Consider the following 21,477-nt stretch of genomic DNA (forward strand, 5'->3'; position numbering starts at 1 on the left):
AACGTCGCCCGGGCACGGTTCACTTCATGTGCGTCCACACCCCCAACATGCCCCCAAACAGGACCGCGAGACAGACCTAACGGAGCCCTACTAGGGCTGCCGGTTCTCTGCGGGCTCGGGTGGCAGGACCGGTGGGGAACCGCGGGCCGTGTGTGGCTGGTCGCGCCCACGCGGCGGAGCCGCGGATTGACATGGCCCCGCCCCCCTTCGGGGTGCGTCCATCAGGGCGCGATCAAGTGGCACCGTCCTGCAACCCGTACCAGAAGCGGGGCACTATCCCGGTCAGGAAGTCCTCGCCCATTTCCTTGGCGTCCTCCGCTGTCGTGGTCGTGTTGCCCCAGGCCAGGGTGGCTGTCATCTGGCCCTGGTAGTCCGCGTGCAACTCCCGCAGGACGTTCTCGATCAGTCGTCTGTCCAGGGGGACCACCTTGCTCACCGGGCGGACGTAGGCCTGCCAGCGGGTGGTGACCGCGCTGCGCAGCAGTTCGGCCAGTTTCTCCTCGCGGCCGGTGACGGTGATGTAGTCGGGCAGGGAGAGCTTGAGCAGGTCGGCGAGGGCGGCGGACTGGCGTTCGGTGCCTCGCCATTCCTCTTCCTCCTCCATCCCCAGGTAGACGAGGAGTTCGAGACCGACGGTCAGCGCCACGTCCTCCGGTGCCAGCCCGCGGGCGATCCGGTGTTCGCGCAGGGTCCGCGGCCGGTCGATCAGTTCGCCCGGTGAGCACCACAACACGCCCGAGAGCGCGGTGAGTTCGGGGCTGCTGGGGATCACCGCCCCGCGCTCCCAGGCGAGGACGAGATCGGGGGTGGCGTACGGCAGCCCGTACGAGGCCCGCAGATGGTGGGCCACATGTTCGGGGCCCATACCGAGAGCGGCACGGAGTCTGCGGGCGGCTGGGGCGTTGAAGGGGGGACCTGGCTGGTTCGGCAGAGCTGGAGGTCGGCGCACAGCGCACAAGGTAAGGGCGCGCGAGGGCACTGACTACGGTCCGTTCGGCCAGGAACACGGATTGTGGGAACGTACGGATTCGACCGTATGGCCGACCTGTTCATCCCTTGACGGCGCCGCCCAGCGCGAACCCGCCGCCCAGCCGCCGCGCCACCAGGACGTACAGCAGGATCACCGGCGTCGAGTAGATGACGGAGAACGCGGCGAGCTGGCCGTAGGCGACCATGCCGCGGTTGCCGAAGAAGTCGTTGATGCTGACCGAGGCGGGCATCTGGTCCGGCGAGAGCAGCAGCATGAACGGGACGAAGAAGTTGCCCCACATCATCACGAAGGCGAAGACGGTGACGACGGCGAGCCCCGGTCCCATCAGCGGCAGCACGATCCGCACCAGCGACTGGAAGGGATTGGCGCCGTCCGTCCAGGCGGCCTCCTCCAGCTCCTTCGGCACGCCGTCCATGAAGTTCTTCATCAGCCAGATGGCGAAGGGGAGTTGGGAGGCTGCGAAGAACAGGATGGTGCCCTGCATGGTGTCGATGAGGTTGATCTGTACGAACAGCGCGTACACCGGCACCATGATCGCGGTGATCGGCAGGCTCGTCGCGAAGAGTACGGAGAGCAGGAACGGCCGGTTGAGCCGGGAGCGGTAGCGGGAGAGCGGGTAGGCGGCGAGGGCGGCGCAGGCGACGGTGAGCGCGGTGGCGCTGCCGCAGAGGATCAGGCTGTTGAGGAGCGGGGTGTAGGTGATGTCGGGGGTGAGGATCGCGTCGAAGTTGGCGAAGGTGAACCCGTCCGGGATCCGCACCCGGAGATCGGCGTGCGGGTCGACGGCGGAGAGCAGCACCCAGGCGAGCGGCAGCACGAAGGCGGCGGCCACGACGAGGAGTCCCAGGTCGGCGGCGAGGCGGCGGGAGCGCCGGCGATTGCGAGGCATCTTCCGGCTCACACCTCCGTGCGCAGCAGGCGCATGTAGACGACGGAGAAGAGCGAGCCGACCAGGAGAAGGAGCAGGGCGACGGCCGTCCCGTACCCGATCATGCTGTTCTGGAAGGCCTGTTCGTACATGAAGAGGGGCAGGGTCTGACTCCGGTCGCCGGGCCCGCCCCGGGTCATCACCCAGATCAGCCCGAAGACGGAGAGCGTCTGGAGGGTGTTGAGCATCAGGTTCGTCCCGATGGACCGGCGGATCATCGGCAGCGTGATGTGCCACATCCGCCGCCAGCCCCCGGCGCCGTCGACCTCCGCCGACTCCTCGATCTCGTTCGGTATCTCGTCGAGGGCGGCGGAGTAGACGAGCATCGAGAAGGCGGTCCCCCGCCACACGTTGGCGAACGACACGGCCAGGATCGGCAGCGTGAACAGCCAGTTCTGGGACGGGAGATGAAGGAAGTCCAGGATCGCGTTGAGCGTCCCCTCCCGCCGGAAGAAGGCGTACAGCAGAAACCCGGCGACGACCTCCGGCAGCACCCACGCCGTGATCACGATCCCGCCGGTGAGCGTCCGCACCGGCTTCGACGCCCGCCGCATCAGCGCGGCGAGCGCCAGCCCCAGCGTGTTCTGCCCGACGAGCGCGGACACCACGGTGAAGACGAGGGTCAGCCAGACGGCGTTCAGGAAGGCGTCGTCCCCGAACGCCGTACGGAAGTTGGCGAAACCGACGAAGGAGGAGTGCGCCTGGCCGGTGAGCTGGAGGTCGGTGAAGGCGATGTAGGCGCAGTAGACGATGGGCCCGCCGAGGAACAGGAGTATCAGGACCAGGGCGGGGGTGAGCGGGAGAGTGCGGGCGATGCGACGGGTGATCACTGGGTGACCATTTGGTTGTCGGTGACGTCCTTGAGCGTCGAATCGTAGCCACTCGCCGCCTTGTCGACCGACGCATCGCCGGTGGTCACGCTCTCCATGGCCTCCTGGATGGCGGTGGAGACCTTCGGGTAGGCCAGGTAGGCGGGCCGGTAGTGCGTACTGGCGACGAGATCGGTGAAGAACTTGATGCCGGGCTGGGCGGATGTGTACGACGGATCACTCGCGACGTCCTTCCGCACCGAGATCCCCGAGTTGGCGATGTACCACTTCTCCGCGTTCGCCTTGGTCTGCATGGTCTTGATGAAGTCGAAGGCGAGATCCGGGTTGCCGGCCTTGGCGGGGACGGCCCAGGTCCAGCCGCCGGACATGCTCACCTTGCCGGGGGCCTGCCCGTGCTGGGTCGGCATGTAGGCGAGACCGAGCTGCTTGGACCAGTCGGACCACTCACGACCGCTGCCCTTCAGCCAGTTCTGGGGAAGCCAGGACCCGTCGAGGTTGATGCCCAGCTTGCCCTGGGGCATGAGCTCACCCCAGACGGTGTTCCGGTAGTTGGGGTCGAGCGCGTCGGAGACGTCCGGGCCCAGCTTGTCCTTGTACACGGTCTCGACGAAGGACAACGCGTCCTTGAACCCCTGACTCCCGGCGATCCACTTCTTGCTGGTCTTGTCGTACAGGGGGTCGGCGGTCCCGTCGTCGGTGCCGTACAGCAGCATCTCGAAACCCTGCATGCTGGCGGTCTCGCCTGCGGCCTTGCCGGTGTAGACGTTGAGGGGCGTGACCCCGGGCACCTTGGCCTTGATGGTCCGGGCGGCGGCGAGCACGTCGTCCCAGCTCTTGGGCTGCCAGTCGGTGGGCAGCCCGGCCTTCTTGAAGACCCGCTTGTCGAACCAGAGGCCGCGGGTGTCGGTGCCGTCCGGGACGCCGTACGTCTTCCCGTCCTCACCTCTGGCCGCCGACTTCGCGGTGTCGATGAACTGCCCCCAGTCCTTCCACTTGGCGAGGTAGGAGTCGAGGGGTTTCAGGTACCCGCTGGTGATGTCGGAGTTGATGAGGAAGGTGTCCTCGTAGACCAGGTCGGGAGCGGTTCGCGGGGACCGGAGCATCTGCTGGAGCTTGGTGTAGTAATCCGCATCCGAGGCCTTGATGGGAACGAGTTCGACCTTCTTCCCCGGGTACTCCTTCTCGAACTGCTTCTTGATGTCAGCGAGATAGGTGTCCGTCACCTTGATGGAGTTGTCCATGGACTGCTTGAAGGAGACCTTCACGGTGTCGGGACTGCTTCCGGATCCGCTGCCGCACGCGGTGAGGGAAGCGGCGGCGGTGACGAGGGAGAGGGCAAGGATGCTGACGGCGGTGGGGCGCACGGGCACGACCTCCTCGGTGGCCACTGCGCTGTGGCCTGGGGGTTCGTCTCTCTTGCGCTGTGAAGGTAAGTGGAGTGGTCTAGTCAGGTCAATGAGTCTGCGGGGGTTTGCTGGGGGAGGGAGCAGGTGAGGATGCCTGCATGTATTCCGTGGACCGCACAGGCAGGTTGGACGAGCACGTTCGTGAGCGACTGCTGGCGCCGAACTTCTGGCATCTCGCGACCGTCGGGCCGGACGGTGCGCCGCAGGTGTCGCCCATGTGGGTCGACCTCGAGGGCGACCACGTCATGGTCAACACGGCGATCGGCCGCGTGAAGGAGGAGAACCTGCGGCGCAACCCCGGCGTCTCGCTCTCGCACCACGACCCGGAGAACCCCTACGACCGGGTGGAGATCCGGGGCCGGGTGGTGCGGTTCGTGGAGGGGGAGGAGGCGGAGCGGTCCATGGACCGGCTGACCCGGAAGTACATCGGGGAGGACCGGTACCCGTGGCTGCTGCCGGGGGAGCGGCGGGTGATGCTGCTGATCGAGCCGGTGAAGGTACGGCGGGTGGTCGGGGTGGAGCCGTTCCGGCCGGGCGTGCTGGAGGGGGAGAGGGCCGAGTGAGGGGCTGGGCGGCTAGAGGAGGTGGTCGGCTCTGCCGGCCTTGATGTCGCGGATGAGCGTGCGGAGGGCTTCGCGGGTGTCGGTGAGGTACGTGTCCTCCTGACCGGCGACGGCTATGTAGGCGTTGCCTTGGGGGTCGGTGCCCAGGCGGAAGCAGTTGGCGCCCTCGCCACAGAAGGGTTCTTCCCAGGTGATGTCCGGCACGGCGTGCTCCTAGAGGTCGTCGGCGAGGCTGCGGATGAAGTCGCGGGAGGCGTCGGCGCCGAGGGCGACGGCTGCGGCCGCGTCGAGCTGGGCCCGGTACTTGCCGAGCTGTGCCTCCGTGTCGAGGAACTCGGGACCGTGGGTGCTGTCCAGCTCGACGGTGTCGAGGCGGGGTACGGCGGCCTCGGCGTAGACGACGGACTGCCCGGCGCCGGGAAAGCCGCCGGCCTTGAACGTGATGACCCGGAGGGTGACGCTGTCGCGCTCGGACATGCGCAGCAGGTGGTCGAGCTGCCGCCGCGCCACCCTCGGCCCGCCGAACTCCATCCGCAGGGCCGCCTCGTGGAGGATCACATCGAGGACAGGGGGATCGGGACGGTCGAGAACCTGCTGCCGGTCCATGCGGTGGGCGGTGCGCAGGTCGATGTCGGCCGGGGCTAGGGGCGGGAAGACGGCGCCGAAGACCGCGCGTGCGTGCTCCTCGGTCTGGAGGAGTCCGGGCATGTGCACGGTGACCGCGATACGCAGTCGCGTGGCGTGCCACTCCAGTTCGGCGATGTCCAGGAAGCCGTCGCGGAGTTGCCCTCGGTACGCCTCCCACCAGCCCTTCTCACGGTTGCCCGCCATGGCTGCGAGTGCCGTGACGAGGGCCTGGTCCGTGCAGCCGTAGTTGTCGGCGAGAGTGCGCACGCGTTCGGGGCTGATGCCGGAGCGGCCGGACTCCATGTTGGGGACGTTGGTGCGCGGGACGCCCAGCAGGCCGGCGGCGTACTCCGTGGTCATCCCGGCCGCGATCCGCATCCTGCGCAACTCCTCGCCGAGGCGGCGCTGGCGTTCCGTCGGTGTGCTTCTCGGCGGCATGTGGTCCCTCGCGGCTGGCTGTTGACGGGGCCAGTCTGCCTTGAGACGGGGGGTTGGTCCACCGACCGATTCCATCGAGAGTAGTACATGTACTCCGTCGAAGCTCTACAGTCGGTGACGAGTCGCTTACGGATCGACGTCGTCGGAAGTGCATCGCGCGAGCCTGCCCCGGCTCTCGTGACAGGCCACCGGGATCGTCGTGCGGGCGACTCAAGTCCCGTTTTTTGAAGAGGAGTTGCTCATGTCAATGCCGTCGGCTGTCTCGCCCTGCCCCATCGTCACGGACGACGTCTCGGAGGTGGCGGTCCCCTCTCCGGACACGCTCGCCTACAGCTTCACGCTGCCTGCGGGCGTGGCCAGTTGCCGGGTCGCGCGGGCGGCCACGCGGGTCGTGCTCAAGGTGCACGGTCTGGAGGACATGACGGATGCGGCCGTGCAGGTGGTGAGCGAACTGGCCGCGTGCGCTTGGCGGTTCACGCCGGGAGAGGACGTGTACGTGTCACTGCGGTACCGGGAGGACGCGCTGCGGGTGGTCCTCTACGACGGACATCCGCGGCACCGTCACCCACGGGTCGCCGCGGCTTGCGAGGTGCGGAGGCGGGCCGCGCTGCGGGTGTTGGGGTGCGTGGTGCGGGCGTGTGAGGGGGAGTGGGGGTTCGGGGAGGTGCGGGAACCCGGGGGCGGGACGCGGATGTGGGTGGTGCTGCCGGGGTGGGGGGCTCGGGGGTGGTGAGGGGGGCTAGACGCGTTCGGCAGCCCAGGCGCGGACTTGGGCGGCTTCGGTGGGGGCGTTGGCGCGTGTGTAGGCGTCGGCGGCTTGGAGCAGGTAGGCGCGTGCGTCGGCCGGGCGTTGGGCGTCTTCGTGGGCGTTGGCCAGGCTGTGGAGGGTGTGACCAGCCCCGTACCAGTCATCGAACTCCTGATAGATGCTCAACGCCTTGGCATAGGCCTCGATCGACTCCTCCACCCGGCCCGCGGCCCGCAGGGCGATGCCGAGGTTGCCCCACGCCATTGCCTCGCCATGGCGGGCGCCGATGGCTCGGTGCAGGTCGCGGGCATGGGCGTGGGCCTCGATCGCTTCCTCCACTCGGCCGGCCCCCTTCAGGGCGATGCCGAGGTTGTTCCACGCGACGGCCTCGCGGTGGTGGTCGTCGGCAGCCCGGAACAGGTCGCGGGCGTGGGTGTGGGCGTGGATCGCTTCCTCCACTCGGCCCACCCCCCGCAGGGCAAGGCCGAGGTTGTTCCACGCGGTGCTCTCGTGGTAGCGGTCGTCGGCATCTTGGTACAGGTCGCGGGCGTGGGTGTGGGCGTGGATCGCTTCCTCCACTCGGCCGGCCCCCTTCAGGGCGATGCCGAGGTTGTTCCACGCGACGGCCTCGCGGCGGCGGTTTCCAGCACCGTATGCGGCCTCCCGCGCCGTACCGGCCACAGTGATCCAGTCGTTGAAGTACCGTCGCCAGCCGAGATACTCCGAAAGACACTCGGCCAGCCCCCCCCGCTGCGTCCGCGTACCGCTCCTCCCGCGCCCACCCCACCGCCGCCACCAGCCCCGCCCGCTCACCGTCAAACCACGTCAACGCCACACCCCGATCCCCGAACCGCTCCGGCTCCACCATCCCTGGCAACCACCGCAACCGGGCACCCGCCGCATCTGCCCACCGGCGGTAAAACCCCAACACCCGCTCCCGCGCCGCCTCCCCCTCCTCCAGTAACCCCACATCCCCCGCCACCACACCCACCCCGTACGCCCGCACCAGGTCATGCAACCGCCACCGCACCACCAAAGCCGCTCCTTCGCCGTCCCCGACCGGCGTGACGAGATGTGTGGTGGCCAAGTCCTCCAGCAAGGACAGCGCGGTCTCCTCGTCGAGGTCGGCCAGTGCGGCCACCGCCTCCGTGCCGGTGTCGGCACCCGGTGCGAGGGCGAGTAGCCGCAACAACCGAGCCTGACCAGGGGGCAGTCGGCGATACGAGGTCTCCAGCACAGGCCGGAGGACCAGCGAACGGCCGTACTGATCCGTACCGCGACTGCCGTTGTCGAGGACGGTGGTCGGGTCCCCGGTCCTCTTGATCTCGATCGCCAGCGAGGCGATGCTCCGGTGTCGGCGCCGGCGCAGCATCGCCGCGGCGATCTGGAGGGCCAAGGGCAAGTGGTCGCAGAGGTTGGTCAGTTCGCGTAGGGCTTCCGGTTCGCGGGTGGGACGGTCGTCGCGTTCGTCGGTGCCGTGGAGAGCACGGCTCACCAGGGCGACAGAGTCGTCCGGGTCGAGGGTCTCCAGGTCGATCAGGCGTACCGGCAGCGCGTCGGGGCGGTCCCGGGAGGTGATCAGCACCCGGTGGTGGTCCGACCCCGGGAGCAGCGGCAGGTACTGGGACGGATCCGAGGCGTTGTCCAGGATCAGCAGCATCCTGTCGAGCCGCCCGGCGAGGAGAGCCCGATACGCGTCGTACTGGCGTTCCGTGGTCGGCGGCAGATCCTGTCCCCGGACGCCGAGCGCGTCGAGCAGGGCCAGGACCGCCTGGTCCCCGGTGACCGGGGCGTCGTCGTAGCCGCGCAGGTCCACGAAGAGCGTGCCTCCCGGGAACCACCCCTTCGCGCGAGCCCGATGTGCCGCCTCCACCGCCAGCGCGGTCTTGCCGATGCCACCCATGCCGGTGACGGCGAAGATGAGGAGGGGGAGGGCGGCCGTGTCGCCGCCGTTCGGGGCGAGGTGGGGAAGCAGGCGTTCCAGTTCCGCCGTCCGGCCGGTGAAGCCCAGGGGGCGTGCCGGCAGGGTGGCCGTCGCCTGGGGGACCGGGCCGTGGGCCGTGCCCCTGCCGCTACCGTCCGGTCTGCTTGCCGATGACGGGACCGTGGAAGGTGCCGCCCCTGAAGTCGATGTGGTCGCCCCCGTACCGTTCTTGGGGATCCTCCTCGGAGTCGGAGGACTCCCGGGGCTGGTGCTTGCGCAGGACCTCCACCGCCACCGACGCGGCCCGTTCGGCGGCGAGTGTCTGCGAGCCCGAGGCGTCGGCCGTGTGCTTGTCGGCGTTGGCGAGGTCGCTGATGCCCCGGATCACCAGGGTGTCCAACTGGCCGTTCAGGTGGGCCGCGTGCGCGGCGCCCGAGCCCTCCATCTCGATCGCGCAGGCGTCGTTGTAGTGGTGGCGGATGTGGGCGGCGAAGGCCGATCTGTCGTCGGCCAGGACGACATCGCCGACGGCGATCGGCTTGCGGTGCCCTCGTACGTCCGGCATGTCCCGCAGCGCGGAGCGCGCCGCCTGTACCAGCCGGTGTGAGCCGTGCCAGACCTCGGGGCGCACCTGGAAGCCGTCCGTTGTCTGCTTGCCGCCGTGGATGGCGTACACCTTCGTGCCGACCACGACGTCACCGATCTCGATGTCGTCCTTGAGCCCGCCCGCGACGCCGACGAAGAGCACCGCCTCGGGGTCCAGCCAGTCGACGATCTGTGTGGTGAGCGAGGCGGCGGTCAGGGCGCCGACGCCCAACTCCGCGAGCGCCACGGTCCAGGAGGTGTCCGCCAGTCGGCCGAGCTCGGCCCGGGTGCCGTTGGGGTGGACGATCTCCTCGGCGTCGACCAGATGGGCGCGTACGGCGTCGTACTCCTCCGGCAGGGCGGTGAGGATGACGGCTGCTGCGGTGGGACGCGGTCGCTTCGCGGGCATTCGTCCACGGTAGCGCCAAGTCTCCTGCCGGGCGGTCCCGTTGGCTCAGGCTGGGGATCAGACGGCGATCAGGCCGATCGAGGGCTGCTGCGGCAGCTCATGGGCGGCGGCGCACAGCTTGGGTATGTGAGAGCCGTCCGACGTCACCAGACGCACCGGTGGCACGCAGAGAGCGGCGGTGGCGACCACGACCCCGTCGACCAGACGTTCGTGACCGTCCAGCCCCGTCCTGTCCAGGAGGAGAGCCGCGGTGCGCAGGACGGCCTCGTCGACCGGTCTGACGTCGAAGCGGGACAGCAGGAAAGCCAGGCGTCGGCCGGCCTGCCCAGAGCGCCGGACTTCGAGCGGGGTGAGGGCGGACAGCGCGACCCGGCGGCCGTTCAGCTCCGCCGCCTTGATCCGGGCGCGCATCTGCTCATCGCCGTCAACCCGGAGGGAGAGCCCCTGAGCGTCCAGGACCAGCGTCCCTCCCCCCTTGCCCAGGGCCTTGAGGCGCTTGCTTACCACTCGTCCTCCGCGCGCCGCAGGGCGTCGGCACCGACCGGGCCGAACTCCTGCTCGTCGGCCTCGATGACCTCACGCAGCTTGGCCATGGCCAGCCACTGTTCCAGGGCCTCGGACACGACGGCCGAGAAGCCGGTCCTGCCGGTCCTGGCCTCGATTTCCTTTATCAGCGACTGGGGGAGGGACACGGACCGCTTGCCGGCCCGCTCCGGGGTGGGGGAAACGGCATGAGTGCTCACTCATAAAACGTAACACCAGTGGTAGGAAAAAACGAGTGAGGTGGAGAACGGCCAGGTCGCAGGCGGTATGGTCGTTCCGGCGTGGATCGGCGTGGATCGGCGTGGGTCGGCGTGGGTCGGCGTGGGTCGGCGTGTCGGGTGGGGAGAGCCGTATGCCGGAGCAAGGTGTCACCGTCGGGCAGTTGCTGCTCGCCGAGTACCAGACGATCAAGGACGAGCAGAAGGCCCGCATCGGGTTCCGGGACAACCTGCTGTACGTGACGCTCGCGGTCGTGGCCGCCGTCATCGCGGCGGCCGCCCAGGCCAAGCAGGCGTCGATGCTGCTGGCGTTGCCGCCGGTGTGCGTGGTGCTCGGGTGGACGTACCTGGTCAACGACGAGAAGATCTCGGCGATCGGACACTATGTGCGGGACGAGCTGGGGCCTCGGCTCAGCCAACTGACCCCAAATGAAGGGGAGTTCGCTACCTTCGGCTGGGAGGCCTATCACCGGACCGACGTCCGTCGCCGGACCCGCAAGACGATCCAGGCCGTGATCGATCTGACGGCGTTCTGCGCGGTGCCGCTGGCGGCGTTGGTGGTGTTCTGGGCGGGTGGCGACGGCGGTGGGTTGCTGGTCGGGCTGTCGGTGGTGGAGGCGCTCGCGGTGGTGGGGCTCGGGGTGCAGGTCCTGCTGTACATGAGGCCGGCGAGAGCAGTACGGACCCCGGCCTGACGCCGTACCGTTGATGCCCACGCATCAGGGGCATCGGGGGACGGAACGGCGCATGAGAGCGGCTTTGTCGGCTTTGCTGGCGGCCCTGGCCGAGGGCGCGGGTGGGGACGCCGGGCGGGTACTGGCCGAAGCGGCGGACGGTTCGGGGCGGCCGGAGGCGTTACCGGACTGGGGTGACCGGGTCGCGGAACTGCTCGGCGGTGATCCGCGGGTCGCGGGTGCCGTCGCGGCTGCCATGGAGCGGTCTGCGCCGGGCAGCGCTGCTGACTGGTACGACGGTGATCACTCCGACTTCCGTGGCGGGGTCTTCCTGCGTGAGGTGGTCGGGGTCCAGGTCGTGATCCAGCAGGGCGCGGCGGCGCCGGAGGCGTTGGCCTCGCTGCCGCCGCGGCCCGGTGGGTTCACCGGGCGGGAGGAGGAGACGGCTGAGCTGCTGCGCGCGCTCGACGATTCAGCCGCGGTTCTCGTCACCGCCGTGTCGGGGCTCGGGGGAATCGGCAAGACGGCGCTCGCTGTCGAGACCGCGCATCTGGCGTGCGGGGAGGGGTGGTTCCCGGGCGGGGTGCTCTTCCTCGACCTGCATGGGTACGACGAGCAGCCGGTCAGTGCCGATCAGGCTCTGCAGTCGTTGCTGCGGGCGCTCGGGGTGGCGCCGGAGCACATTCCGGCTACGGCCGATGACCGGGCGGTCCTCTACCGGTCGGTGCTGGCCCGGCGAGGGACGGTGCTGGTGCTGGCGGACAACGCCTCGTCGCCGGATCAGGTACGGCCGTTGCTGCCGGGGGAGGGGCGGCACCGGGTGCTGGTGACGTCACGCGATCGCTTGCCTCAACTTGGTGCGCGGCTGGTGCCGTTGGATCAGCTCACGCCCGGGGAGGCATGGCGGGTTCTCGACCTGGCCCTGAGGATCGCCGATCCGGAGGACAGTCGGGTGGTGGACGACGCCGAGGCCACCGGGCAACTCGCCGACCTGTGCGGACATCTGCCGCTTGCGCTCCAGATCGCGGCCGCGTTGCTGGCGGAGGACCCGGGTATGCCGGTCGCGGAACTCGCCGGCCAGCTTGAGGCTTCGCGCGACCGGCTCGTCCACCTCGACGACGGGGAGCGCAGCGTGCGCGCCGCCTTCGAACTGTCGTACCGGCGTCTGCCGCCCGAGCAGGCCCGGCTGCTGCGTCTGCTCGCCCTCGCGCCCGGGCCCGAGGTGAGTGACGAGGTCGCCGCCGCACTGGTGGGGGCTGATGCTCCTCCGCTGCGGGATCTGAGGGCGCTGGCTCGTGCGCACCTGGTCGAGAGGGGGAACGGGCGTGGGTGGTGGCGGTTGCATGACCTGGTGCGGATGTTCGGGGCGGGGCTGGTGGCGGGGAACATGAGGCTGTGGGAGGAGGGGGAGGAGGCGCGGCAACGGGTGCTCGGCTTCTACTGCCAGCGGGCGGGGGAGGCCAACTACCGGCTGCGGTGGGTGCCGTCGATGGCCGCGCCGAGGCATTTCGCGGACCGGGGGTATGCGCTGGCCTGGATGGACGCGGAGCGGGCGGGGCTGGTGGGTGCGGTGCTGTGGGCACGGGAGGAGCGGTTCGCGGACACCGCACTGCAGCTGGTCGAGGTGCTGGTGACGTACCTCAATTGGCGGCGGTATTTCGACGACCTGATCACCGTCTGCCATGCCGCGCAGGAAGTCGCGCACCGGACAGGGCGCCGGCGTCGTGAGGCCACCGCGTGGAACCATCTGGGGTTGGCGCTTCGGCATGCGGGCCGGGCGGAGGAGGCGGTCGACGCGCACCGGCGCGCCCGCGACCTGCACCGAGCCGCCGGAGACGGGTGTCGTGAGGCGGCCGCATGGAACAATCTGGGGCTCGCTCTTCGGCACGCGAGTCGGGCGGAGGAGGCGGTCGACGCGCACCGGCGCGCCCGCGACCTGTACCGGGCCGCCGGAGACGGGCGTGGTGAGGCCACTGCGTGGAACAACCTGGGGTTGGCGCTTCGGCATGCGGGCCAGGTGGGGGAGGCGGTCGACGCGCACCGGCGCGCCCGCGACCTGTACCGGGCCGCAGAGAATCGTCGTCGTGAGGGCATGGCGTGGAACAACCTCGGCAGTGCCCTGCGGGATGCGGGCCGGCTCGGGGAGGCGGCCGATGCGCACCACAAGGCCCTGGAGATCTACCGGGAGTTCGAGGACGGCTTTCATACGGGCTCGGCCCTGCACAACCTGGCTCGCGTCCACGAGGACGCCCACCGCCCGGCCGAAGCCCGCACCTGCTACCTGCAAGCCGCGGAAGCGTTCACCAGGGGCAACGCCCCCACCGAAGCCGCGCGGGACCGCGCCCAAGCCGAGGCGCTCACCGCCGCCCCCACCGATAAACCAGCTCCGGCCTCCCCACCTGCCCGTACAACGGACTCCGCCCCGCCCGCCCTGCCTCCACCAAATGCTCCAGATACCGCCGGGCTGTAATTCTGGAGATCCCCACGCTCTCCGCCAGCGCCGCCGCGGTCAGTCCCTCCTCCGACTCCCGCAACGCGACCGTCACCCGCTCCAGCGTCGGCGCGCTCAGCCCCTTGGGAAGTGCCGCGGGCGACGGTGCCCGGAGTGCCGCCAGCGCCCGGTCCACTTCGTCCTGGCCGCTCGCCTCGCCCGCCGCCGCCCGGAACTCCGCGTACCGGGTCAGCCGGTCCCGGAGCGTCGCGAAGGTGAACGGCTTCAGGACGTACTGGACCACTCCCAGCGAGACGCCCTCCCGCACCACCGCCAGGTCCCGTGCCGACGTCACCGCTATGACGTCGGCCTGATGGCCGGCCGCCCGCAGGGAGCGCGCGAACTGCAAGCCGTGCACGTCCGGCAGGTGCAGGTCCAGCAGGAGCAGATCCACCGGCGTACGGTCCAGGATCCGCCGTGCCTCCGCCCCGCTGTGCGCCTTCCCCACCGCCACGAACCCCGGCACCCGGCCCACGTACAGGACGTGCGCGTCCGCGGCCACCGGATCGTCCTCGACGACCAGGACTCTGATCGGCTCCCCGGTCATCGGACCTCGCCCCCCGCCAGCGACGCCCGCAACGGCAACCGCACCTCGAACACCGCCCCGCCCTCCGGCGCCTCCGACACGGTCAGGGTGCCCTCCAGACGTGTCACCGCCTGCCGGACCAGTGCCAGCCCCAGCCCCCGGCCGCCCGGTCCCGCCGGCTTCGTCGAGAAGCCGCGCTGGAAGACCAGTTCCGCATGCGCGGGGTCCACCCCCGCGCCCGTGTCCGCCACCCTCATCACCAGTTCGGCATCCTCCGCGAAGGCGGTCACTGTCACGCGCGCCCGGACCGTCCCCTGGGCCGCGTCCACCGCGTTGTCGATCAGGTTGCCGAGGACGGTGACCAGATCGCGCGCCGACAGGCTCTCCGGTAGCAAACCGTCATCCAGCCGGCTCTCGTCCGAGACCACCAGCTCCACGCCCCGCTCGTTCGCCTGGGCCGTCTTGCCCAGCAGCAGCGCGGCGAGGACCGGCTCGCTGACCGCCGCCACCACCTGGTCGGTCAGCGCCTGCGCCAGCTCGAGCTCGGCCGTCGCGAAGTCCACCGCCTCCGAGGCCCGCCCCAGCTCGATGAGCGAGACGACCGTGTGCAGTCGGTTCGCCGCCTCGTGCGCCTGGGAGCGCAGCGCCTGCGTGAAACCCCGCTCCGAGTCCAGCTCGCCCGTCAGGGCCTGGAGTTCGGTGACGTCCCGGAGGGTGACGACCGTGCCGCGGCGCTCACCCCCCGACACCGGCGAGGTGTTCACCACCAGCACCCGGTCCGCCGTCAGATGCACCTCGTCCACCCGGGGCTCGGAGGCCAGCAGCGCGCCGGTCAGCGGGGCCGGCAGGCCCAGGTCCGCCACCGAGCGGCCCACGACCTCCCCCTCCGGGCCCACCCCCAGCAGCTCCCGGCCCCCGTCGTTGATCAGCGCCACCCGGAACTGGCCGTCCAGCATCAGCAGGCCCTCGCGGACCGCGTGCAGCGCCGCCTGGTGGTAGTCGTGCATCCGGCTCAGCTCGGCCGCGTTCATGCCGTGTGTGTGGCGTCGTAGGCGCGCGTTGACGACGTAGGTGCCGAGCGCGCCCAGCAGCAGCGCGCCGGCCGCGGTCCCCAGCAGGGCCGTGACCTGCTCCTGGACCCGCTTGCTGATCGCCTCCACCTTGATGCCGGCGCTCACCAGGCCGATCACACGGCCGTTCTCCAGGACCGGCGTCACCGTGCGTACCGACGCGCCGAGCGTGCCCTTGTACGTCTCGCTGTAGGTGTGGCCGTGCTGGGCCGCCTCGATATGGCCCAGGTAGTGCCTGCCGATCTCCTTCTTCTCGGGGTGGGTCCAGCGGATGCCGTCCGGGGTCATGATCGTGATGAAGTCGACCTCGGTGTCCCGCATGACCTGGAGGGCGTACGGCTGCAGCAGGGCGCTCGGATCGGACGTGTGGATCGCCGAACGCACCGAGGGCGCGTCCGCCACCGACCGTGCCACCGCCGTCGCCTGCCGGGTCGCCGCCTCCTCCGCCTGGTGGCGGTCGTTCACGTAGGTGAACAGGGCGTACCCGGCGACCAGCACCGCTATCAGCACGGCCTGCATGGCGAACAGCTGGCCGGCCAGGCTGCGGGGGCGGGGGACGGACGGGAGGCGCATGGCAGCAGTGTGCCTCCCGGGTGAAGCGTGAACGAAATGAACGGAAGGGTGACCGGGCTCACCGACCAGGAGATAGTCACGACAACCCCCATATCCCCCGGACGTGAGCCGCACGCCGGTGATACCGACGAAGACGTCAAGGAGGGCAGCCGTGGCCGCCGCAAGCACCCCCAGTACGGCACCTGCCGCACCCGCTGTGAAGCGGGACCGTACCCATTACCTGTACATCGCCGTGATCGTCGCGGTCGCGCTGGGCATCGCCGTGGGGCTCATCTGGCCCGACGCCGGCGTGGAGCTCAAGCCCCTCGGTACCGGTTTCGTCAACCTGATCAAGATGATGATCTCGCCGATCATCTTCTGCACGATCGTGCTCGGGATCGGGTCCGTGCGGAAGGCCGCCAAGGTCGGTGCCGTGGGCGGTATCGCGCTCGGCTACTTCCTGGTGATGTCGCTGGTCGCGCTCACCATCGGCCTGGTCGTCGGCAACATCCTGCACCCCGGTGACGGGCTGCACATCACCAACGCCCTCAAGGCCTCCGGACACGCCCAGGTGGACTCCGAGGCGCTCGGCGGCGTCGACTTCGTGCTGTCGATCATTCCGACCACGTTCGTCTCCGCCTTCACCGAGGGCCAGGTGCTGCAGACGCTGCTCATCGCGCTGCTCGCCGGGTTCGCGTTGCAGGCCATGGGGTCGGCCGGGCAGCCGGTGCTGCGCGGTATCGAGCACATCCAGCGGCTCGTCTTCCGCATCCTGGGCATGATCATGTGGGCCGCGCCGATCGGTGCGTTCGGTGCCATCGCGGCCGTCGTCGGGTCCGCCGGGCTCGACGCGCTGAAGAGCCTCGCCGTGCTGATGCTCGGCTTCTACATCACCTGTGTGCTGTTCGTCTTCGTGGTGCTGGGCGCGATGCTCCGGGCCATCGCCGGGCTGAACATCTTCACCCTGTTCAAATACCTCGCCCGCGAGTTCCTGCTGATCCTGTCCACCTCCTCCTCCGAGTCGGCGCTGCCGCGGCTCATCGCGAAGATGGAGCACCTGGGGATCAGCAAGCCGGTCGTCGGTATCACCGTTCCGACGGGGTACTCCTTCAACCTCGACGGCACGATGATCTACATGACCATGGCGTCGCTGTACATCGCCGACGCCCTCGGTACGCCGATGTCGATCGGTGAGCAGATCCCGCTGCTGCTCTTCCTGCTGCTGGCCTCGAAGGGCGCGGCGGGCGTCAGCGGCGCCGGTCTGGCCACGCTGGCCGGTGGTCTGCAGTCGCACAAGCCCGCGCTGGTGGACGGCGTCGGTCTGATCGTCGGCATCGACCGGTTCATGAGCGAGGCCCGCGCGCTGACGAACTTCGCCGGCAACGCGGTCGCCACGGTGCTGATCGGCACGTGGACGAAGGAGATCGACAAGGGTCGCGTGCAGCAGGTGCTCGCGGGTGAGCTGCCGTTCGACGAGAAGACGCTGCTGGACGACGGGGAGCCGGGCACGCCCGAGCTTCCCGAGCAGCGGGAGGAGTTGGCGAAGGCCTGAGCGTCTGCCTGGCCGCTGTGCACGCTCGGCTGCCGGTCGCGTGTGGCTGGTCGCGCCCACGCGGCGGAGCGGCACATCGATACGGCCCGCGCCCCTTTGGGGCGCTCCAGAACCGTCGGACGTCCGGCCCCGCCTGAACCGGGGCCGGGCGTCCGGCCAAAGCCTCCGGGCGGCCCCCCCGCTCAGCCGTCCGGAGCCGTACCCCGGCTACTCGCTCAACTCGGCCACCAGCGTGGTGGCCCTCGAGGCGGGCACGCCCGCTGCCGTCAGTGCGCTGACCGCGGCGGAGCGGCCCGCCTCCTTCGCGTCGAGGAGGCCGTCGTTGACCGCCTCCATCACCGCGAACAGCAGCTGCTCATGGACGTACGCCAGGGCCGGCGCCGGCAGGGGTGAGCTGAAGTCGCCCTCGTCGAGGCCGCGTTGCAGCAGCTCCACCTTCTTCTCGCGCAGGGGGGCCAGCCGGTCGCGGATGCCCCGCATGGTGACCGTGCGCTGGGCGAGACCGACCAGCAGCCGGTAGCGGTCGGCGATCTCCCAGAGGGCGAGCACCGACCGGGCCACCGCCTCCGCCGGGTTCGCCGTCTCCTGGCGGGCCCCCGCGTCGGCTGCCATCAGCGCCTCCACCGCGCCGTCTACCAGTGTGCCGATCAGCGCCTCCCGGCTCGGGAAATGGCCGTACACGGTCCGTCGTACGACTCCTGCCGCGCGCGCGATCTGGTCCATCGAGGCGTCGGGGTCGCGCAGCAGCTCGGCGAGGGCGACGTCGAGGATGCGGCGCCGGTTCACGTCGGCGCGGGAGGGGTTACCCGTGGTCATGACTGTCATTCTGCCTGCCCCGCGGTGGGACGCGCCGTCTCTCCGCAAGGGCTTCACCTCCTCCGTTTGCACAGCGGTGTGCATGTCATCTATATTGCACATGGTTGTGCAATTGCACGTCACTGTGCAAGTTCGGTCGTGCGCATCAGACGGCATCCGACGCGTGAGGAAGGCGATCCCTGCCATGCGACTCGTCATGAAGGAACCGGTCGAGACGACGGAGCGGCCGTATCCGCGCCGCTGGTGGGCGCTGCTGGTGCTCTGCCTGAGCCTGCTGATCATCGTGATGGCCAACACCGCCCTCACGGTGGCCGCGCCCGACATGACCGCCGACCTGGGGCTCAGCAGCGCCGACCTGCAGTGGGTCATCGACGGCTACACCGTCCCGTACGCCGCCCTGATGCTGCTGCTCGGCGCGATCGGCGACAAGTACAGCCGCCGCGGGGCGCTGATCCTGGGCCTGGTCGTGTTCGGGGGCGGGGCCGTCTTCGGGTATCTCGCCGACAGCGCCGCGACCGTGATCGCGGCCCGTGCCGTGATGGGCACCGGCGCCGCGCTGATCATGCCGGCCACCCTCTCGCTGCTCGCCGCCACCTTCCCGCGCCACGAGCGGGCGAAGGCCATCACCCTGTGGACCGCCACCGCCGGGCTCGCCATCGCCGCCGGACCGGTGGTCGCCGGCGCCCTGCTGCGCGACCACGGCTGGTCCTCGACCTTCCTCATCAACGTGCCGATCGCGGCTGTCGCGATCGTCGGCGCCCTCGTCCTCGTACCGCCGTCCAGGGCCGGTCACCACCACCGCATCGACTACGTCGGCGGACTGCTCTCCGTGCTCTGGATCGGCTCGCTGGTCTACATGATCATCGAGGGGCCGCACTTCGGCTGGGGCGTCAAGGCGGTCACCGCGGCCGTGGTCGCGGGCGCCGGCCTCGTCGCCTTCGTCCTGTGGGAGCTGCGCCACCCGCACCCGGTCCTGGACGTCCGCCGCTTCGCCCACCGCCGCTTCGCCGGCTCCAACCTCGCCGTCGCCCTGTTCTTCCTGGCCGTCTTCGGCGCCTTCTACTACCTCACCCAGCACCTCCAGTTCGTCCTCGGCTACGACGCCCTCGGCACCGGCGTCCGCATGCTCCCGCTGGCCGGTGCGGTCTTCGCCGGCTCGGCCCTGACCGGCTGGCTCACCCCGCGCGTCGGCATGAAGTGGACGGTCACGGCGGGGATGGTCGGCGGGACCACCGCGCTCGCCCTGCTGACCCGGGTGGACGCCGCCTCGGGGTACGGGGACTTCGTGGCGCCCCTGATCATCCTCGGCCTGGCCATCGGTCTGGCGCTCTCGCCCTGCACGGACGCGATCATGGGGGCCTTCCCGGAGTCCGAACTGGGCGTCGGCGGCGCCGTCAACGACACCTCGCTGGAGCTGGGCGGCTCCCTCGGCATCGCCATCCTCGGCTCGCTGCTCGCCACGTCGTACGGCAGTCACCTGACGGACGCCACCAGCGGCGGCAAGCTGCCCGCGAGCGCCCTCGCCGGCGCCCAGGACTCGGTCGGCGCCGGTTACGCGGTCGGCCAGGGCATCGGCGAGCGGGCCAGGCAGACGGCCGCCCAGGCGGCCCGGGCCACCGACCCGCAGCAGGCCGCCCAGTTGAAGGCGCAGGCACAGCAACTGGCCGAGGGCGCACACCAGATGGCGGATGCCGTCGGCTCCTCCTTCGCCGCCGCGGTGGCCCACACCAGCCTGGTCGGCGCGGTGGTCCTGGGCATCGGAACCGTGCTGGTGGCGGTGTTGCTGCCGGGGCACAAGAAGGCCGAAGCCGAGGATCCGGCCGAGGAGCGGGAGCCGGCGGACAGCGGGGTGCGCTGACCCCTCACCGCCACTTGTCAGCCGTATCCACTAACGTGCCGCTCCGGACCAACCGGAACGGCACGTTGGTATTCCTGGCATGGAGGCACGGGGGATGAAGATCGACTGGGATCGGCGGCACTGCGCGCGCAAGGGGCATGTGACCTATGCCCCCGACGACCCGCGGCTGCGGGTAGGGCTGCACGCCCAGACCGCGGTCGGGGAGGCCTGGCGCTGTCTGCGGTGCGGCGACTTCGCGCTCGGTGAGCCGCACGGCTCGGGCCCGGCGGCGGACGCCCCGCTGGTGCCGCGCGGGAAGGTGCTGCGGGACCTGTTCATCCTGCGGTTCCTGGCGATCGAGCGGGCCGTGCGCGGGGTGTTCATCGTGCTGGTCGCGGTCGCGGTGTGGAAGTTCAGCAACAGCCAGGACGCGGTGCGCCGGCTCTTCAACGAGTACCTGGACACCTTCCGGCCGGTCTTCAAGCACTTCCACTACGACCTCGACCACTCACCGGTCGTCGGCTCCATACAGAAGGCCTTCGGCTACAAGCACTCCACGCTGCTGCTGGTGGCCGCGCTGCTGCTGGCGTACGCGCTGATCGAACTCGTCGAGGCGGTCGGCCTCTGGTACGCCAAGCGGTGGGCGGAGTACCTGACGGTGGTCGCCACCGCCGCCTTTCTGCCGCTGGAGATCTACGAACTCACCGAGAAGGTCAGCTATCTGAAGATCGCCACTCTGGTCCTGAACATCCTCGCGGTGCTCTACATCGCCCTCGCCAAGCGGCTGTTCGGGCTGCGCGGCGGGCGCCGGGCCTTCGAGGAGGAGCGGCACAGCGCCTCCCTGCTGGAGGTCGAGGAATCCGCGGGCGTGCAGCCGAGCTTGCCTTGACGTCGGCGTCAAGTCCTACCGTCGTGGACATGCGAATCGGCGAGCTGGCCGCACGGGCCGGTACCACCACGCGCACCCTGCGGTATTACGAGGCGCGCGGGCTGCTGCCCGCGCGGCGCTCCGACAACGGCCACCGGACCTACGACGAGAGCGATCTGAAGCTGCTCACGCAGATCCGGACGCTCCAGGACTTCGGCTTCGAGCTGGAGGAGACCCGGCCGTTCGTGGAGTGCCTGCGGGCCGGGCACCCGGAGGGCGACACCTGTCCGGCGTCGCTCGCGGTCTACCGGCGCAAGCTGGCGGAGCTGGACTCGCTCATCGGCGAGTTGCAGGCCGTGCGGGCCGAGGTCGGGGCGCAGCTGGAGCGGGCGGTGCGGGCGCGGGACGAACTGGCCGCCGAGGCGAGGGTTCCGGGTGGTCCGGAACCGGTGTGCGAGCTGGGAGGGGATGGCGGATGACCAAGGCGGCGGGTGTGGCCGAGGTGACGGACGCGGACTTCGCGGCGGAGGTGATCGGGGCGGACGGGCCGGTGCTGGTGGAGTTCACCGCCGACTGGTGCCCGCCGTGCCGGCAGATGGCGCCGGTGCTCACGGCCCTCGCGGCGGAGGAGGGCGAGCGGCTGAAGGTGGTCCAGCTGGACGTGGACCACAACCCGGAGACGACGAACGCGTACAAGGTGCTGTCGATGCCGACGTTCATGGTGTTCCGGGACGGCGAGCCGGTGAAGTCGATGGTGGGCGCCCGGCCCAAGCGGCGGCTCCTGGAGGAGCTGTCCGACGTGCTGCTCTGACCGCCTGGTTATACGAAGAATCCCCCGAGCAATTGCGCTCGGGGGATTCTTTTGCGTATATTCAAGAGTT

Annotated in this window: 21 protein-coding genes and 1 pseudogene; 9 read left to right on the forward strand and 13 right to left on the reverse strand. The window is 70.1% G+C overall.

The genetic code is table 11. The annotated features are described in order from the left end of the window. Positions 1 to 232: 232 nt before the first annotated feature. The 4 genes from AB0D59_RS49330 to AB0D59_RS49345 all read right to left on the reverse strand — a co-directional run bounded on the left by AB0D59_RS49330 (position 233) and on the right by AB0D59_RS49345 (position 4,113). Positions 233 to 949: an XRE family transcriptional regulator gene (locus tag AB0D59_RS49330; protein WP_362579191.1), complete on the reverse strand. Its 717-nt coding sequence runs from the start codon at positions 947 to 949 to the stop codon at positions 233 to 235. Between the two features lie 100 nt (positions 950 to 1,049). Then, the gene (locus AB0D59_RS49335; RefSeq protein ID WP_362579193.1) at positions 1,050 to 1,880 is read right to left on the reverse strand and encodes a carbohydrate ABC transporter permease; all 831 of its coding nucleotides are present in this window, start codon (positions 1,878 to 1,880) and stop codon (positions 1,050 to 1,052) included. Positions 1,881 to 1,888: 8 nt separating this feature from the next. Further along, positions 1,889 to 2,749 (reverse strand): sugar ABC transporter permease, encoded by an 861-nt coding sequence (locus AB0D59_RS49340; protein WP_362579195.1) that lies wholly within the window; start codon positions 2,747 to 2,749, stop codon positions 1,889 to 1,891. After that, positions 2,746 to 4,113, reverse strand: a complete 1,368-nt coding sequence (locus AB0D59_RS49345) for an extracellular solute-binding protein (RefSeq protein ID WP_362579198.1) — start codon at positions 4,111 to 4,113, stop codon at positions 2,746 to 2,748. The genes AB0D59_RS49340 and AB0D59_RS49345 overlap by 4 nt, the downstream gene beginning before the upstream one ends. Before the next feature lie 140 nt (positions 4,114 to 4,253). Here AB0D59_RS49345 and AB0D59_RS49350 point away from each other — a divergent pair, with 140 nt between their 5' ends. Beyond that, positions 4,254 to 4,718, forward strand: coding sequence for a PPOX class F420-dependent oxidoreductase (locus AB0D59_RS49350; protein WP_362579201.1), 465 nt, complete (start codon positions 4,254 to 4,256; stop codon positions 4,716 to 4,718). A gap of 12 nt (positions 4,719 to 4,730) precedes the next feature. Here the strand turns inward: AB0D59_RS49350 and AB0D59_RS49355 are convergent, their stop codons facing one another. Together AB0D59_RS49355 and AB0D59_RS49360 are read right to left on the reverse strand one after the other, a co-directional pair. Then, positions 4,731 to 4,922, reverse strand: a complete 192-nt coding sequence (locus tag AB0D59_RS49355; RefSeq protein WP_217554459.1) for a hypothetical protein — start codon at positions 4,920 to 4,922, stop codon at positions 4,731 to 4,733. A 9-nt stretch (positions 4,923 to 4,931) separates the two neighbouring features. Then, entirely contained in the window at positions 4,932 to 5,783 is an 852-nt protein-coding gene (locus AB0D59_RS49360) for a helix-turn-helix transcriptional regulator (RefSeq protein WP_362579204.1), read from the reverse strand. A 247-nt stretch (positions 5,784 to 6,030) separates the two neighbouring features. Between AB0D59_RS49360 and AB0D59_RS49365 the strand changes: the two genes are divergently transcribed. Next, entirely contained in the window at positions 6,031 to 6,516 is a 486-nt protein-coding gene (locus tag AB0D59_RS49365; RefSeq protein WP_362579250.1) for an ATP-binding protein, read from the forward strand. Positions 6,517 to 6,522: 6 nt separating this feature from the next. Here AB0D59_RS49365 and AB0D59_RS49370 read toward each other — a convergent pair. The 4 genes and pseudogenes from AB0D59_RS49370 to AB0D59_RS49385 form a co-directional block, all read right to left on the reverse strand. Then, positions 6,523 to 8,434, reverse strand: a pseudogene (locus AB0D59_RS49370) (tetratricopeptide repeat protein). Positions 8,435 to 8,603: 169 nt separating this feature from the next. Then, positions 8,604 to 9,449 carry a 5'-methylthioadenosine/S-adenosylhomocysteine nucleosidase gene (locus tag AB0D59_RS49375; RefSeq protein WP_362579207.1) on the reverse strand — a complete coding sequence of 282 codons (846 nt, stop codon included), beginning with the start codon at positions 9,447 to 9,449 and terminating at the stop codon, positions 8,604 to 8,606. Between the two features lie 57 nt (positions 9,450 to 9,506). Further along, positions 9,507 to 9,956, reverse strand: a complete 450-nt coding sequence (locus AB0D59_RS49380; RefSeq protein WP_362579210.1) for a DNA-binding protein — start codon at positions 9,954 to 9,956, stop codon at positions 9,507 to 9,509. Further along, on the reverse strand, positions 9,950 to 10,192 hold the full coding sequence (locus AB0D59_RS49385; protein WP_362579213.1) for a hypothetical protein: 243 nt from the start codon (positions 10,190 to 10,192) through the stop codon (positions 9,950 to 9,952). Before AB0D59_RS49385 ends, AB0D59_RS49380 begins: the two co-directional genes overlap by 7 nt. A gap of 152 nt (positions 10,193 to 10,344) precedes the next feature. Here AB0D59_RS49385 and AB0D59_RS49390 point away from each other — a divergent pair, with 152 nt between their 5' ends. Together AB0D59_RS49390 and AB0D59_RS49395 are read left to right on the forward strand one after the other, a co-directional pair. Then, on the forward strand, positions 10,345 to 10,905 hold the full coding sequence (locus AB0D59_RS49390) for a hypothetical protein (RefSeq protein WP_362579216.1): 561 nt from the start codon (positions 10,345 to 10,347) through the stop codon (positions 10,903 to 10,905). A 52-nt stretch (positions 10,906 to 10,957) separates the two neighbouring features. After that, positions 10,958 to 13,354, forward strand: a complete 2,397-nt coding sequence (locus AB0D59_RS49395; RefSeq protein ID WP_362579219.1) for a tetratricopeptide repeat protein — start codon at positions 10,958 to 10,960, stop codon at positions 13,352 to 13,354. On the opposite strand, the gene AB0D59_RS49400 is transcribed toward AB0D59_RS49395, so the two are convergent. Together AB0D59_RS49400 and AB0D59_RS49405 are read right to left on the reverse strand one after the other, a co-directional pair. Continuing rightward, entirely contained in the window at positions 13,242 to 13,922 is a 681-nt protein-coding gene (locus AB0D59_RS49400) for a response regulator (RefSeq protein ID WP_362579221.1), read from the reverse strand. The two genes, AB0D59_RS49395 and AB0D59_RS49400, sit on opposite strands and share 113 nt — an antisense overlap. Next, complete coding sequence (locus tag AB0D59_RS49405) at positions 13,919 to 15,544, reverse strand: sensor histidine kinase (protein ID WP_362579224.1); 1,626 nt, start codon at positions 15,542 to 15,544, stop codon at positions 13,919 to 13,921. The genes AB0D59_RS49400 and AB0D59_RS49405 overlap by 4 nt, the downstream gene beginning before the upstream one ends. A gap of 151 nt (positions 15,545 to 15,695) precedes the next feature. Between AB0D59_RS49405 and AB0D59_RS49410 the strand changes: the two genes are divergently transcribed. Further along, positions 15,696 to 17,075, forward strand: a complete 1,380-nt coding sequence (locus AB0D59_RS49410) for a cation:dicarboxylase symporter family transporter (RefSeq protein WP_362579226.1) — start codon at positions 15,696 to 15,698, stop codon at positions 17,073 to 17,075. A gap of 207 nt (positions 17,076 to 17,282) precedes the next feature. Here the strand turns inward: AB0D59_RS49410 and AB0D59_RS49415 are convergent, their stop codons facing one another. Further along, positions 17,283 to 17,900, reverse strand: coding sequence for a TetR/AcrR family transcriptional regulator (locus AB0D59_RS49415; protein WP_362579229.1), 618 nt, complete (start codon positions 17,898 to 17,900; stop codon positions 17,283 to 17,285). Positions 17,901 to 18,075: 175 nt separating this feature from the next. On the opposite strand from AB0D59_RS49415, the gene AB0D59_RS49420 reads away from it, so the two are divergent. The 4 genes from AB0D59_RS49420 to trxA all read left to right on the forward strand — a co-directional run bounded on the left by AB0D59_RS49420 (position 18,076) and on the right by trxA (position 21,407). Beyond that, complete coding sequence (locus tag AB0D59_RS49420; protein WP_362579232.1) at positions 18,076 to 19,749, forward strand: MFS transporter; 1,674 nt, start codon at positions 18,076 to 18,078, stop codon at positions 19,747 to 19,749. 94 nt (positions 19,750 to 19,843) lie between these two features. Next, positions 19,844 to 20,617 carry a DUF2127 domain-containing protein gene (locus tag AB0D59_RS49425; protein ID WP_362579235.1) on the forward strand — a complete coding sequence of 258 codons (774 nt, stop codon included), beginning with the start codon at positions 19,844 to 19,846 and terminating at the stop codon, positions 20,615 to 20,617. A gap of 29 nt (positions 20,618 to 20,646) precedes the next feature. Then, on the forward strand, positions 20,647 to 21,075 hold the full coding sequence (locus tag AB0D59_RS49430) for a MerR family transcriptional regulator (protein WP_362579238.1): 429 nt from the start codon (positions 20,647 to 20,649) through the stop codon (positions 21,073 to 21,075). A 14-nt stretch (positions 21,076 to 21,089) separates the two neighbouring features. Further along, positions 21,090 to 21,407 carry a thioredoxin gene (gene trxA / locus AB0D59_RS49435; RefSeq protein WP_351710643.1) on the forward strand — a complete coding sequence of 106 codons (318 nt, stop codon included), beginning with the start codon at positions 21,090 to 21,092 and terminating at the stop codon, positions 21,405 to 21,407. The last annotated feature ends 70 nt before the right edge of the window (positions 21,408 to 21,477 follow it).

Source organism: Streptomyces sp. NPDC048417, assembly GCF_040651615.1.
Taxonomy (GTDB): domain Bacteria; phylum Actinomycetota; class Actinomycetes; order Streptomycetales; family Streptomycetaceae; genus Streptomyces.